The sequence below is a fragment of the Methylobacterium sp. 1973 genome, assembly GCF_040545035.1.
GTDB classification, from domain to species: Bacteria; Pseudomonadota; Alphaproteobacteria; order Rhizobiales; family Beijerinckiaceae; genus Methylobacterium; species Methylobacterium fujisawaense.
Genome location: NZ_JBEPLA010000018.1, coordinates 1 through 14,139, shown reverse-complemented (window position 1 = coordinate 14,139; position 14,139 = coordinate 1). Strand labels below are relative to the sequence as shown.

General features: G+C 70.3%; 9 protein-coding genes and 1 tRNA gene. 6 read left to right on the top strand and 4 right to left on the bottom strand.

Going from position 1 to position 14,139, the window contains the following annotated elements:
• Nucleotides 1-87: 87 nt before the first annotated feature.
• Nucleotides 88-3,840, top strand: coding sequence for a methionine synthase (gene metH, locus ABIC70_RS25300; protein WP_354441817.1), 3,753 nt, complete (start codon nucleotides 88-90; stop codon nucleotides 3,838-3,840).
• A 140-nt stretch (nucleotides 3,841-3,980) separates the two neighbouring features.
• Here the strand turns inward: metH and ABIC70_RS25295 are convergent, their stop codons facing one another.
• The 4 genes from ABIC70_RS25295 to ABIC70_RS25280 form a co-directional block, all read right to left on the bottom strand.
• Nucleotides 3,981-4,985 (bottom strand): SMP-30/gluconolactonase/LRE family protein, encoded by a 1,005-nt coding sequence (locus ABIC70_RS25295; RefSeq protein ID WP_354441771.1) that lies wholly within the window; start codon nucleotides 4,983-4,985, stop codon nucleotides 3,981-3,983.
• Nucleotides 4,986-5,036: 51 nt separating this feature from the next.
• The gene (gene araD, locus ABIC70_RS25290) at nucleotides 5,037-6,767 is read right to left on the bottom strand and encodes an L-arabinonate dehydratase (protein ID WP_354441769.1); all 1,731 of its coding nucleotides are present in this window, start codon (nucleotides 6,765-6,767) and stop codon (nucleotides 5,037-5,039) included.
• Between the two features lie 16 nt (nucleotides 6,768-6,783).
• Nucleotides 6,784-8,142 (bottom strand): MFS transporter, encoded by a 1,359-nt coding sequence (locus ABIC70_RS25285; RefSeq protein ID WP_111473928.1) that lies wholly within the window; start codon nucleotides 8,140-8,142, stop codon nucleotides 6,784-6,786.
• An 81-nt stretch (nucleotides 8,143-8,223) separates the two neighbouring features.
• Nucleotides 8,224-8,943 (bottom strand): ribonuclease activity regulator RraA, encoded by a 720-nt coding sequence (locus ABIC70_RS25280; protein ID WP_043384349.1) that lies wholly within the window; start codon nucleotides 8,941-8,943, stop codon nucleotides 8,224-8,226.
• Nucleotides 8,944-9,135: 192 nt separating this feature from the next.
• Between ABIC70_RS25280 and ABIC70_RS25275 the strand changes: the two genes are divergently transcribed.
• The 5 genes from ABIC70_RS25275 (at nucleotide 9,136) to ABIC70_RS25255 (ending at nucleotide 14,049) form a co-directional block, all read left to right on the top strand.
• On the top strand, nucleotides 9,136-9,837 hold the full coding sequence (locus ABIC70_RS25275; protein ID WP_274927320.1) for a GntR family transcriptional regulator: 702 nt from the start codon (nucleotides 9,136-9,138) through the stop codon (nucleotides 9,835-9,837).
• A gap of 129 nt (nucleotides 9,838-9,966) precedes the next feature.
• The gene (locus ABIC70_RS25270) at nucleotides 9,967-11,637 is read left to right on the top strand and encodes a thiamine pyrophosphate-binding protein (protein ID WP_354441762.1); all 1,671 of its coding nucleotides are present in this window, start codon (nucleotides 9,967-9,969) and stop codon (nucleotides 11,635-11,637) included.
• 61 nt (nucleotides 11,638-11,698) lie between these two features.
• Entirely contained in the window at nucleotides 11,699-13,276 is a 1,578-nt protein-coding gene (locus ABIC70_RS25265) for an aldehyde dehydrogenase (NADP(+)) (RefSeq protein WP_354441760.1), read from the top strand.
• Between the two features lie 82 nt (nucleotides 13,277-13,358).
• A tRNA-Gln gene (locus ABIC70_RS25260) sits at nucleotides 13,359-13,433 on the top strand.
• A 358-nt stretch (nucleotides 13,434-13,791) separates the two neighbouring features.
• The gene (locus ABIC70_RS25255) at nucleotides 13,792-14,049 is read left to right on the top strand and encodes a hypothetical protein (protein ID WP_075380204.1); all 258 of its coding nucleotides are present in this window, start codon (nucleotides 13,792-13,794) and stop codon (nucleotides 14,047-14,049) included.
• Nucleotides 14,050-14,139: the final 90 nt, after the last annotated feature.

The following is a 14,139-nucleotide window of genomic DNA, read 5'->3' as shown; positions in this document are numbered from 1 at the left end:
AGGGAACACCGAGATATCTGGAGGCCTCCTGCGAGGCCTCCGCTTCGCTCCGGCACCTCGGGACGAGGTGATCTGACAGGACGCATGATGACCGATTTTGCCCCCGTCGACGGTACCGCGATCGCACAGGCGCTGCGCCAGCGCGCGGCGGAGAAGATCCTCGTCCTCGACGGTGCGATGGGCACCGTGATCCAGCGGCTGAAGTTCTCGGAAGAGGATTTTCGCGGCGACCGGTTCAAGGATCACGGCCACGATCAGAAGGGCAACAACGACCTCCTGATCCTGACCCAGCCCGACGCGATCCGGCAGATCCACCTCGACTACTTCCTGGCCGGCGCCGACGTCTGCGAGACCAACACCTTCTCGGGCACCACCATCGCCCAGGCCGATTACGGCATGGAGTCGATCATCCACGAGTTGAACCGGGAGGGCGCGCGTCTCGCCCGTGAGGCCGCCAGGCTCGCCGAGGAGACGGACGGCCGCCGCCGCTTCGTGGCCGGCGCCATCGGCCCGACGAACCGCACCCTGTCGATCTCGCCGGACGTGAACAACCCGGGCTTCCGGGCCGTCACCTTCGATCAGGTCAAGCAGGCCTACGTGGAGCAGGTCCGCGGCCTGATCGACGGCGGCGCCGAGCTGATCCTGATCGAGACGATCTTCGACACGCTCAACGCCAAGGCGGCGGTGGCGGCGGCGTGGCAGGTCTTCGACGAGACCGGCATCCGCCTGCCGATCCAGATCTCCGGCACGATCACCGACCTCTCGGGCCGCACCCTGTCGGGCCAGACCCCGGCGGCCTTCTGGCACGCCCTGCGCCACTCCGATCCGCTGACCTTCGGCCTCAACTGCGCGCTGGGCGCCCGCGAGATGCGCGGCCACATCGCCGAGCTGTCGCGGATCTGCGACACGCTGGTCTGCGCCTACCCGAATGCCGGCCTGCCCAACGAGTTCGGCCTCTACGACGAGAGCCCGGAGGCGATGGGCAAGCTGGTCGGCGAGTTCGCCGAATCCGGCCTCGTCAACATGGTCGGCGGCTGCTGCGGCACCACCCCAGACCATATCCGCGCCATCGCGGAGGCCGTCGCCGGCAAGGCGCCGCGGCCGATCCCCGAGATCCCCCGCCTGATGCGGCTGTCGGGCCTCGAGCCCTTCGTGCTCACGCCGGAAATTCCCTTCGTGAACGTCGGCGAGCGCACGAACGTCACCGGCTCGGCCAAGTTCCGCAAGCTCATCACCAACGGCGACTACGCGGCGGCACTGGACGTCGCCCGCGATCAGGTCGCGGCCGGCGCCCAGGTGATCGACGTCAACATGGACGAGGGCCTGCTCGACTCCCAGAAGGCGATGGTCGAGTTCCTCAACCTCGTCGCCGCCGAGCCCGACATCGCCCGGGTGCCCGTCATGGTCGATTCCTCGAAGTTCGAGGTGATCGAGGCGGGGCTCAAGTGCATCCAGGGCAAGCCGATCGTGAACTCGATCTCCATGAAGGAGGGCGAGGAGAAGTTCATCGAGGCCGCCAAGGTCTGCCGCTCCTACGGCGCCGCCGTGGTGGTGATGGCCTTCGACGAGCAGGGGCAGGCGGATTCCTACGAGCGCAAGGTCGAGATCTGCACCAAGGCCTACCGGATCCTGACCGAGCGGGTCGGCTTCCCGCCCGAAGACATCATCTTCGACCCGAACATCTTCGCGGTCGCCACCGGCATCGAGGAGCATAACGGCTACGGCGTCGCCTTCATCGAGGCGACCCGCACGATCCGCGAGACCCTGCCGCACGCCCACATCTCGGGCGGCGTCTCGAACCTGTCCTTCGCGTTCCGCGGCAACGAGCCGGTGCGCGAGGCGATGCACGCGGTGTTCCTGTTCCACTGCATCCAGGCGGGCATGGACATGGGCATCGTCAATGCCGGCCAGCTCGCCGTCTACGACGAGATCCCGGCGGAGCTCCGCGAGCTCTGCGAGGACGTGGTCCTCAACCGGCGCGACGATTCCACCGAGCGCCTGCTGGAGGCCGCCGAGCGGTTCAAGACCGGCGCTTCGGCCCAGGCCAAGACCGCCGACCTGACCTGGCGCGAGGCGCCGGTCGGGAAGCGCATCGAGCACGCCCTGGTCAACGGCATCACCGAGTACATCCTGGCCGACACCGAGGAGGCCCGCCAGGGCGTGGAGCGGCCGCTCCACGTCATCGAGGGCCCGCTGATGGCCGGCATGAACGTGGTCGGCGACCTGTTCGGCGCCGGTAAGATGTTCCTGCCGCAGGTGGTGAAGTCCGCCCGCGTGATGAAGCAGGCGGTGGCCTATCTCGAGCCCTACATGGAGGCCGAGAAGCTCGCCAATGGCGGCGACGGCAAGCGCCAGGCCGCCGGCAAGGTGCTGATGGCCACCGTGAAGGGCGACGTCCACGACATCGGCAAGAACATCGTCGGCGTCGTGCTGGCCTGCAACAACTACGAGATCATCGATCTCGGCGTGATGGTGCCGGCCGCCAAGATCCTGGAGACCGCCAAGCGCGAGCAGGTCGACATCGTCGGCCTGTCCGGCCTGATCACCCCGTCGCTCGACGAGATGGTCCACGTGGCGGGCGAGATGGAGCGCGAGGGCCTGGACGTGCCGCTCCTGATCGGCGGCGCCACCACGAGCCGCGTCCACACGGCGGTGAAGATCCACCCGGCCTACGCCAAGGGGCAGGCGGTCTACGTCACCGACGCGAGCCGGGCGGTCGGCGTGGTGTCGAGCCTGATCTCCAAGGAGACCCGTGGGCCCACGATCGAGAAGGTCCGGGCCGAGTACGCCAAGGTCGCCGACGCCCATAAGCGCTCGGAGGTCGACAAGCAGCGGCTGCCGCTGGCCAAGGCGCGGGCCAACGCCTTCAAGGTCGACTGGTCGGGCTACAAGCCGGCCAAGCCGACCTTCACCGGCACCCGGGTCTACGGCTCCTACGAGGTCGCCGACCTCGTGCCCTACATCGACTGGACGCCGTTCCTGCAGACCTACGAGTTCAAGGGCCGCTTTCCGGCGATCCTGGACGATCCCGAGCAGGGACCGGCCGCCCGCGCTCTCTACGAGGACGCGCAGGCGATGCTGAAGCAGATCGTTGAGGAGCGCTGGTTCAACCCGAAGGCGGTGATCGGCTTCTGGCCGGCCAACAGCGTCGGCGACGACATCGCGCTCTATACCGGCGAGAGCCGGTCGGAGCGGCTCGCCACCTTCCACGGCCTGCGCCAGCAGCTCTCGAAGCGCGACGGGCGCGCCAACACCTGCCTGTCGGACTTCGTGGCGCCTTCCGAGACCGGCATCGCCGACTATGTCGGCGGCTTCGTGGTCACGGCCGGCCTGGAGGAGGTGCGGATCGCCGAGCGGTTCGAGCGGGCGAACGACGATTACCGGGCGATCCTGGTCAAGGCGCTCGCCGACCGCATCGCCGAGGCCTTCGCCGAGCGCATGCACGAACGGGTGCGCAAGGAGTTCTGGGGCTACGCGACGGAGGAGGCCTACGCCCCCGAGGAGCTGGTACTGGAGAAATACGACGGCATCCGCCCGGCTCCCGGCTACCCGGCCCAGCCCGACCACACCGAGAAGACGACCCTGTTCGACCTGCTTCGGGCCGAGAGCCGGATCGGCGTGAAGCTCACCGAATCCTACGCCATGTGGCCGGGCTCGTCGGTGTCGGGGATCTACATCGCCCACCCGGAGGCGCATTATTTCGGCGTCGCCAAGGTGGAGCGGGATCAGGTCGAGGATTACGCCGTCCGCAAGGGCATGGATGTCCGCGAGGTCGAGCGCTGGCTCGGGCCGATCCTGAACTACGATCCGGCGCGGTATCTGGCGGAAGCCGCGGAGTAGGGGCGGGGGCAGACGCTCCCGTCATCGCGAGCGCAGCGAAGCGACCCAGGGCAACGCGACATCGGTCGGCGTGGCGCAACCCGGGATTGCTTCGCTGCGCTCGCAAAGACGGTACGGCGGCTCGCATCGCCCATACGACCTCAGCAGATCCCCGCACCCCGCGTGTTCACATACAGCGCGTAGACCGAGTGCGTCGCCGTCATCAGCAGCAGGTTACGGTTCAGGCCGCCGAAGCACAGGTTGGCGCAGCGCTCGGGCAGGCGAATCCGGCCGATCAGCTTGCCCTGCGGTGAGAGCACGATGACGCCGTCCTCGGCCTCGCTCATCCCCCAGCCGCACCAGAGATTGCCGTCGACATCGGCGCGGAAGCCGTCCGGCGTGCCGGTGCCGGCGTCGTAGAACACGCGGCCGTTGGCGGTCTTCGTGCCGTTCTCGACCACGTCGTAAACGCGGATCAGGCGGTTGGGCTTGGCCCGGGCCTCGATCAGGTACAGCTTCGTCCCGTCCGGCGCGAAGCACAGGCCGTTCGGCCCGGCCACGCCCTCGACCACGACGCTGGCCTGCCCGGTCCCCGGGTCGATCCGGTAGACGTTGCCCGGCAGTTCCGGGGCCGCCATCGCCTCGTGGGGGTTCGGCCCGAAGGCGGGATCGGTGAACCAGACCGCGCCGTCGGCATGGCAGACCACGTCGTTGGGCGAATTCAGCGGCTTGCCGTCGAACCGGTCCATCAGCGTGGTGATGGTCCCGTCATGCTCGGTCCGGGTGACGCTGCGGGTCCAGTGCTGGCAGGTGATCAGCCGCCCCTGCCGGTCGCGGGTGTTGCCGTTGGCGTAGTTCGACGGCCTGCGGAATTCCGAGAGCGAACCCGACGCCTCCTCCCACTTCATGATCCGGTCGTTGACCACGTCGCTGAACAGCAGCGCGCCCCTGTCGCCGAACCAGACCGGCCCCTCGGCCCAGCGGAAGCCCGTGGCGACCCGCTCCACCGTCGCCGAGGCGAGGCGGTACTTGGCGAAGGCCGGATCGAGGATCTCGACGGCCGGGTCCGGCACCCGCTGCGACGGCTCCCAGCCGGCCCCGGCCGCCCGCGCGGCGCCGAGCAGGGCCGCTCCGGCGAGCAGGCCCCTGCGTGCGATCATCACCATGTGTCCTCCCTGTGATCGGGCCCGCCGCCTGTTGCCGACGGCTCGGGCCGGTCAGTGAATCTCGGGTTCCGGGATCCCCCCGGCGCCCTCCAGAAAGTCGAAGTCGCAGCCCTCGTGGGCCTGCCGCACGTGCTGGGCGAACAGGCGGTTGTAGCCCCGGGGATAGGCCCGGTCGGGCGGCACGAAAGCCTTCACCCGCGCGGCAATCTCGGCATCGTCCAGGTGCAGGTGGATCCGGCGCGCGGCCACGTCCACGCTGATCAGGTCGCCGTCGCGCACGGCGGCGAGCGGGCCGCCCGCGGCCGATTCCGGCGCCACGTGCAGGATGCAGGCGCCGTAGCTCGTTCCGCTCATCCGCGCGTCCGAGATGCGGACCATGTCGCGCACGCCCTGGCGGAGCAGGACCTTGGGGATCGGCAGCATGCCCCATTCCGGCATGCCGGGCCCGCCGATCGGGCCGGCATTGCGCAGGATCATGACGTGGTCGGGGGTGACGCCGAGGTCGAGGTCGTTCACCGCCGCGCTCATCGCGTCGTAGCTGTCGAAGACCAGGGCGGGGCCGGTATGCTGCAGGAGCCGCGGGTCGGCGGCGGGCGGCTTGATCACGCAGCCGTCCGGCGCGAGGTTGCCGTAGAGGATCGCGGTCCCGCCCATCGACACGATGGGCTTGTCGAGGGGGCGGATCACGTCGTCGTTGTAGACCTTCGCGCCGGCGAGCCCGTCGCCGATCGTGCCGCCGGTGACCGAGCGGGCGTCGAGGTGGAGGAGGGAGGAGAGCCGCGCCATCAGCGCCCGGATTCCGCCCGCGATGTGGAAATCCTCCATCAGCCACTGCCCCGAGGGCCGGAGGTTGGCGATCACCGGGACTTTCTGGGCGACCTCGTCGAACGCGGTGAGCTTGACCGGGATGCCGGCCCGGCCCGCCATGGCGACGAGGTGGATCATCGCGTTGGTGGAGCCGGCCAGCGCGTTGTGGACGACGAGCGCGTTGTCGATGGAGCGCCGGTCGAGGATGTCGGAGGGCTTCAGGTCCTCCCAGATCATGTCCACGATGCGCCGGCCGCAGGCGCTCGCCATGCGGGGATGGTCGGCGTCGGCCGCCGGGATCGAGGCCGCGCCCGGCAGGGACAGGCCCAGCGCCTCGGTGATCGCCGTCATGGTCGAGGCGGTGCCCATGGTCATGCAGGTGCCGGCGGAGCGGGCGATGCCCGCCTCCATGTCGTTCCACTCCTGCGTGGTGATGGTGCCGGCCTCCTTCTCGGCCCAGTACTTCCAGACATCCGAGCCGGAACCGAGGATCTTGCCCCCGAAATGCCCGCGCATCATCGGCCCCGCCGGGAGGAAGATCATCGGCAGGTTCATGGAGATGCCGCCCATCACGGTGCCGGGCGTGGTCTTGTCGCAGCCGCCCATCAGCACCGCCCCGTCCACCGGGTGCTGGCGCAGCAGCTCCTCCACCTCCATGGCCAGGAGGTTGCGGTAGAGCATCGTGGTCGGCTTGACGAAATTCTCGGACAGCGACAGCGCCGGCAATTCGATCGGGAAGCCCCCCGCCTGCCAGACGCCGCGCTTCACCTGCTCCACGCGCTCGCGGAAATGCAGGTGGCAGGGATTGATGTCGCTCCAGGTGTTGATGATGCCGACGATGGGCTTGTTGCTGAAATCCGCCCGCTCATAGCCCATCTGTAGCATGCGCGAGCGATGGCCGAAGCTGCGCAGGTCGGTGGCGCCGAACCAGCGCTGGCTGCGCAGGTCGCCCAGGTCCTTCTTGCGCGCGGTCATCGCTCTGTCTCCGGTCTCACGGGCTCGGGCCGGCGGGGCGGAACGCGCCGCCGGTCCCATCGCGCGGGTCCGCCTCCGCCCGGCCTGACCGGACAGAGACAACCGTGATCGCCGCCGAGGCGAGCGCGCAAGCGGCCAGGAAATAAAGTCCCGCCTCGTAGCTGCCGGTGTAATCCTTGAGCCAGCCCAGGACGTAGGGACCGACGAAGCCGCCGAGATTGCCGATCGCGTTGATCAGGGCGATCCCCCCGGCCGCCGCGGGCCCGGACAGGAACTCCCCCGGCATCGCCCAGAAGGCGGGCTTGCTGCCGTAGAGCCCGATCGTCGCCACCGACATCGCCGTCAGCGCCCAGAGGCTGCCGAGCAGGGGGCCGGAGGCGACGAGGCCGAGGGCGGCGACCAGCGCGGCGATCACGAAGTGCCATCGCCGCTCGTTGCGCCGGTCCGACGACCAGCTCCAGGCGACCATGCCCAGGGTCCCCACGACGTAGGGTACCGCCGTGGCGACCCCCGTCTCCCAGTCGGTGAGATGCAGGCTCTTCAGGATCGGCGGCATGAAGAAGGTGATGCCGTAGGTGGCGGTGCCGATGGTGAAGTAGATCGCCCCGAGGGCGAGCACCCGCCGGTCGGTGAGGGCCTGTTTGAGGGTGAGATGCCCGTGAGCCCTGAGCGTGCCCGCACGCTCCGCCGCGAGTTCGTCCCTCAGCCAGCGCCGCTCCTCGGCCGCGAGCCACGCTGCCTGTTCGGGCCGGTCCGTCATCAGCGCCAGAACCGCGACGGCCAGCAGGATCGAGGGCGCGGCCTCCAGGAGGAACAGCCACTGCCAGCCGTGCAGGCCCAGCACGCCGTCGAGCTGGAGCAGCGCCCCCGAGATCACCGCCGTGAGGGCATTCGAGCCCGGTACCGCCAGGAACAGGGCGGCGACCACGCGGGCCCGGTACCGCTTCGGGAACCAGAAGGTGAAGTAGAGGATCACGCCGGGGAAGAAGCCGGCCTCGGCCACGCCCAGCAGGAAACGCAGGGCCAGAAAGCTCACCGGGCCGGTGATGAGGACCATGCTGCCCGCCACCAGTCCCCAGGTGACCATGATCCGGGCGATCCAGAGCCGCGCCCCGGCGCGCTCCAGAAGGACGTTGCTCGGAATCTCGAAGAGGACGTAACCGAGGAAGAAGATGCCGGCAGCCCAGCCGTAGAGCGTGGCGGAGAACCCGAAGTCCCGCTTCAGGCCGAACGCGGCGAAGCCCACATTCGTCCGGTCCATGTAGGCGACGAAGTAGATCAGGACGATCAGCGGCAGGAGTCGCCACGACACCTTGGCGACCGTCCGCCGCTCGATCTCCGGCGCCGCAGCGCCCCCGCGCAACCCCGCCGCCATGGCGTCCCCCCGAGTCGAATCCGACGCGTTCCGGCCCGTTGCCGATCGCGGGCCGGGCTGGAGCGGGCCGGTCCGGCACGCTCAGCGGCCGGTCCGCTTCCGCCAGGCGGCGAAATCGGCGAGGCTCTGTTCGTCGGTGGCAGGGTAGAGGCCGAGGATTGTGCGGCCCTTGCGAACCTCCTCGGTGACGAAGTCCTCGTAGGCGGTCATCTCGACGGCCTCGTCGGCGACGGCGTCGGCGAGATGGGCCGGGATCACCGCCACCCCGTCGCCGTCGCCGACGATCACGTCCCCGGGGAAGACGGGCGCGTCGCCGCAGCCGATCGGCACGTTGATGTCGATCGCCTGATGGAGGGTGAGGTTCGTCGGCGCCGACGGGCGCGCGTGATAGCTCGGCATCTCCAGCCGGGCGATCTCGTCGGCATCGCGAAATCCGCCGTCGGTGACGAGCCCGGCGCAGCCGCGCACCATCAGCCGGGTGGCCAGGATCGAGCCGGCGGAGGCCGCCCGGGCGTCCTTGCGGCTGTCGATCACCATCACGGCGCCGGGCGGGCACTCCTCCACGGCCTTGCGCTGCGGATGCGCGCGGTCCCGGAACACCGTGATGGGGTTCAGGTCCTCCCGGGCCGGGATGTAGCGCAGGGTGTAGGCCTCGCCGACCATCGTCGGGCCGCCGGCCTTCAGGGGCAGCACGCCCTGGATCATCTGGTTGCGGAAGCCGCGCTTGTAGAGGGCGGTCATCAGCGTCGCCGTGCTGACGGTCTTCAGCTTGGCGCGCGTCTCAGGGGACATCCCGGACATCCGCTCCTCCTCCCTGGGCCTCGGTCTCGGCACCCGCGAACGGTGACAATCACATGTCGCTTGCGCCGGCCTTGGCTCCCGCCCGCGCTGAACGCGGACTGATATCCCAAGCCTTGAGTAGCACGGTGCGCGGCGCCATTGTCAACCGGCGCGGGTTGCGACAGACAGGATCCGACATCGACGGGGAAGCCCTTGGCCGGATTGGGATTTGCGGGCGGCGGACAGGCGCCGCCGGAGGATGGGCGCAGGCCGCGCTCCCTCGCCGAGACCGCCTATGACGCCATCGAGCAGATGATCATCAGCCGCCGTCTCGCTCCGGGCGCCATGGTCTCGGAGGGTGAACTCGGCGCGGAGCTGGGCCTCGGCCGGACGCCGGTCCGCGAGGCTCTGGCGCGGCTCAAGGCGATCGGGTTCGTGGAGGTCCATCCGCGGCGCGGCGTTCTCGTCACCCAGGTGGACGTCATCAAGCATCTCGAATTGCTGGAGGTGCGGCGGCCCCTCGACGAGACCGTGGCCCGCTGCGTCATCGCGCGCGGCACGGCGGAGGACATGGCACACTTGCTGGACCGGGCAGCCGGATTGCGCAGCGCCGCCGAGGCCCGCGATCGGGAGGCCTATTTCCGGACCAAGCGCGGCCTGCACGAGGCCCTCGTCGGCGCGGCCTACAACGCGACGCTCACCGGCACCATGGCGGCGCTCCACGCCCAGTCCCGTCGGTTCTGGTACACCTACGAGCCCACCGCCAGCTTCCTGGATTGCGCCAAGATCCACGGGGCGATCCTGTCCGGCATCGCGGCGCGGGACGAAGCGGCGGCCCTGGCCGGGATCGGAACGCTGTTCGACTTTCTCGACCGGATGACCCGCCGGGCCCTCGACCGGCGGCCCCTGGTCTGACAGGTTGACCGCCCCGAACCCGCCCCTATCCTGAAACTGGGATATCAGAAGCATCCCAGCGGCGGGCGGAACGGTGGCCGATCCCGGCGGAACGCCCCGGATGCGGCCCGAGGGCCAGGGAGGAACGGCTTGAGCGGATTGCCCCCACGCACCGGCGCGCAGGTGCTCGTCGACCAGCTCCGCGCCCAGAGCGTCGAGCGCGTGACCTGCGTCCCCGGGGAGAGCTACCTCGCGGTGCTCGACGCCCTGCGCGACAGCGGCATCGACGTGCTGGTCTGCCGGCAGGAGGGCGGCGCGGCGATCATGGCCGAGGCCGCGGGCAAGCTCACCGGCCGCCCCGGCATCTGCTTCGTCACCCGGGGGCCGGGCGCCACCAACGCCTCCGCGGGCGTGCACATCGCCCGCCAGGATTCGACGCCGATGATCCTGTTCGTCGGCCAGATCGCCCGGCGGATGCGGGACCGCGAGGCCTTCCAGGAGGTCGATTACCGGCAGATGTTCGGCGGGCTCGCCAAATGGACGGTGGAGATCGACGACGCGGCGCGCATTCCGGAGATCCTCGCCCGGGCGTTCCGGGTGGCGATGCAGGGCCGTCCCGGTCCCGTCGTGGTGGCCCTGCCGGAAGACATGCTCGACGACGTCGTGGCGGTGTCCGACGCGCCGCGCGTCGTCCCGGCCGCCCCGGCCCCGTCCGGGGACGATGTGGAGCGTCTGCGGGCGATGCTGGCGGAGGCGCAGCGGCCGATGGTGCTGCTCGGCGGCTCCCGCTGGACGCAGGGCGCCGTCGCCACCCTGGCCGCATGGGCCGCGCGCCACGAGCTGCCGGTGGCGGTCTCGTTCCGGCGGGCGCAGCTCTTTCCCGCCGACCATCCGAACTTCGCGGGCGAGCTCGGGATCGGGCCGAACCCGGCGCTGCTGACCCGGATCCGGAAGGCCGACCTGCTGCTGATGGTGGGCGGACGCCTGTCCGAGATGCCGGCGCAATCCTACGGCCTCCTCGGCATCCCCAATCCCGGGTTGCCCCTGGTCCACGTCCATGCCGACGCGGCGGAGCTCGGGCGGGTCTATCAGCCGGTGCTGGCGATCGAGGCGGCGCCAGAGACCTTCTGCGCCGCCCTGCCGGATTTCACGCCGACCGGGAGCGGTCGCGCCGCCGAGGCCCATGCCGCCTACCGCGCGTGGTCCGAGACGCCGGAGCCGAAGCCCGGCGCGTTCCAGTACGGGGAAGCGATCACGTGGCTGCGGGAGCGGCTGCCGCGGGACGCGGTGATCTGCAACGGCGCCGGCAATTTCGCCACCTGGGTCCACCGCTACTACCGGTTCCGCGCCTTCGGCACGCAGCTCGCGCCGACCTCGGGTTCCATGGGCTACGGCCTGCCCGCCGCCGTGATGGCGAAGCGCAGCCACCCGGAGCGGATCGTCGTGGCGCTCGCGGGCGACGGCGACGTGATGATGACCGTGCAGGAATTCGCCACCGCCGTGCAGTACGGGATCGCCGTCGTGGTGGTCGTGCTCGACAACGGCATGTACGGCACGATCCGGATGCACCAGGAACGCGAATATCCCGGCCGCGTCTCGGCGACCGAGCTGCGCAACCCCGACTTCGCGGCGCTCGCCCGCGCCTGCGGCGGCCATGGCGAGCGCGTGGAATGCACCGCGGACTTCGCGCCCGCCTTCGAGCGCAGCCTCGCCTCCGGCCTGCCGGCGATGATCCATTGCCGCGTCGATCCCGAGGCGCTCACCCCGACCATGACCCTCGCGGCCATCCGCGAGAAGGCCCTGGCGGCGCAGCGGGGCTGACCGCCCGTCGCGCGTCCGTCCCGGTGCGGCCCGCCCGCACCCCTACGAAGAGGAGCAGCTCATGACCCTGCGCGGCGAGAACCTGATCGGCGCCGAGGCACGGCGCGGCACCGAGGCGGCCGTCCGGGCCGTCGCGGCGGCCACCGGCGAATCCCTGGAGCCGGATTTCCCCGGCGCGAGCCTTGGCGATCTCGACCGGGCCTGCGCCCTGGCGGAGGCCGCCTTCGACACCTACCGGGAGACCGATCCGGAGACGCGGGCCGGCTTCCTGGAGGCGATCGCCGCCAACATCCTGGAGACCGGCGACGACCTCGTCACCCGCTGCATGGAAGAGACGGGGTTGCCCCGGCCGCGGATCGAGGGCGAGCGCGCCCGGACGGTGGGCCAGCTGCGCCTGTTCGCCGACGTGGTCCGCGAGGGTAGTTCCGTCGCAGTGCGGATCGATCCGGCCCTGCCGGACCGCAAGCCGCTGCCCCGGCCGGACCTGCGCCTGCGCCGGATCGCCGTCGGCCCGGTGGCGGTGTTCGGCGCCTCGAACTTCCCGCTCGCCTTCTCGGTGGCGGGCGGCGACACCGCCTCGGCCCTGGCGGCGGGCTGCCCGGTGGTGGTCAAGGCGCACCCGGCCCATCCCGGCACCTCGGAACTGGTCGGCCGCGCCATCCAGAAGGCGGTGGCGTCCTGCGGCCTGCCCGAGGGGACCTTCTCACTGCTGTTCGATGCCGGCCAGTCGATCGGGCAGGGGCTGGTGGCCGATCCCCGGATCGCCGCCGTGGGCTTCACGGGCTCCCGTCGGGGCGGCACGGCCCTGATGGCGATCGCGGCCGCACGCCCGGTGCCGATCCCAGTCTATGCCGAGATGAGCAGCATCAATCCGGTGTTGCTGTTCCCGGGCGCGCTGGCCGCGCGGGGCGCCGAGATCGGCCAAGCCTTCGCGGCGTCGCTGACGCTGGGTGCCGGACAGTTCTGCACCAATCCGGGCCTGATCCTGGCGCTGCCCGGCCCGGGCCTCGACGCCTTCCTGGAAGCGGCCGGCGCGGCCCTGCGCGACAGCCCCGCCGCGACCATGCTGACGCCCGGCATCCAGCGCGCCTACCGGGAGGCCGTCGCGCGGGTGGCCGGGCACGCCGCCGTCACCCGCATCGCCGAGGGTGCGGAGGGCGGGGTGACACAAGGCCGGGCCAGCCTGTTCGCCACGGACTCGGACGTGTTCCTGGCGGATCCCGCGCTGCAGGAGGAGATGTTCGGGGCCTCGGGCCTCGTGGTGCGCTGCGCAGATCTCGCAGCGATGCGGGCGGTGCTGGAGCATCTGGAAGGCCAGCTCACGGCGGCGCTGCACCTCGCGCCGGAGGATCACGCGGCGGCGCGGGACCTGCTGCCGCTCCTGGAGCGCCGCGTCGGCCGCATCCTGGTCAACGGCTTCGGGACCGGGGTCGAGGTGGCGCACGCGATGGTGCATGGCGGCCCCTATCCGGCGACCTCGGACGGGCGCACGACTTCGGTGGGCAGCCTCGCCATCGACCGGTTCCTGAGGCCGGTGAGCTATCAGGACGTTCCCGACGCCCTGTTGCCGGCAGCGCTTCAGGCCGCCAATCCGCTGGGCCTGCCCCGCCGGATCGACGGTGTCCCCGAGCGCCGGTAAGCCGCTGCGGGCGGGGGCTAGACGGCCGCGATCCACCGCTTGCCAGGGGCGGGCGCGGCGTCTAGACAGCCTCCGCTCACCTTGGGGCGTCGCCAAGTGGTAAGGCAGCGGTTTTTGGTACCGCCATTCCCAGGTTCGAATCCTGGCGCCCCAGCCAATTTTTCCAAGCAAAACAGCACCTTCGGGACCGGGACATAACCGCCCCCCGAAACAGAAGGTGTTTTTCCGGCGCACAAGGGTCGGCACAAACCCGAATGGCCGAGCGATTCCCGGCGCCGGTGACCTGTGCCGTAAGTCCGAGGTGACGGACGAGGAGATCAAGCAGGCCACCGAAGCCGACCTTAAGGACGAGACCGCGAAGCCCTCGCCTTCAAGTCAGGTCACACCGTCGATATGGCCAAGGCAATCGAGACTCACCCGCAGGCAAAGACACTGCTCGCGGACAAGGCAACCATCCCCGGCTTGCGCCGCACGATGGTGATGACCGCCCTGATCAGGGGCTTCCCGGACTAGGGATGATTCACAACGACGGCGGCCCGATCAGGGAGGCGGTCGATGCGCTCCGGGCCGCCGGCGCGGTCCTCGCGCCGATCGGCGAGGAACTGGAACGCCGGCAGATTGGCGACCTCACCTTGTCGGATTCGGAGTTGTGGCGCTCCGCCGCCAGCCGCGGACGGGTCGAGGACAGCACTTCGCTACAGCCAGGCCCATCCAGAAGGCCCCTGCACCTCGAGGCGCCAGGCCACGTCAGAACATCCACCCGCACGTTCTAGGGTGTGGACTCGATCAGCACCAGAAGGCGATGACGGCGGCCAGAGCGAGGGCCGAGGCGTAGTTGCGGGCGAGTTTGTCGTAGCGGGTGG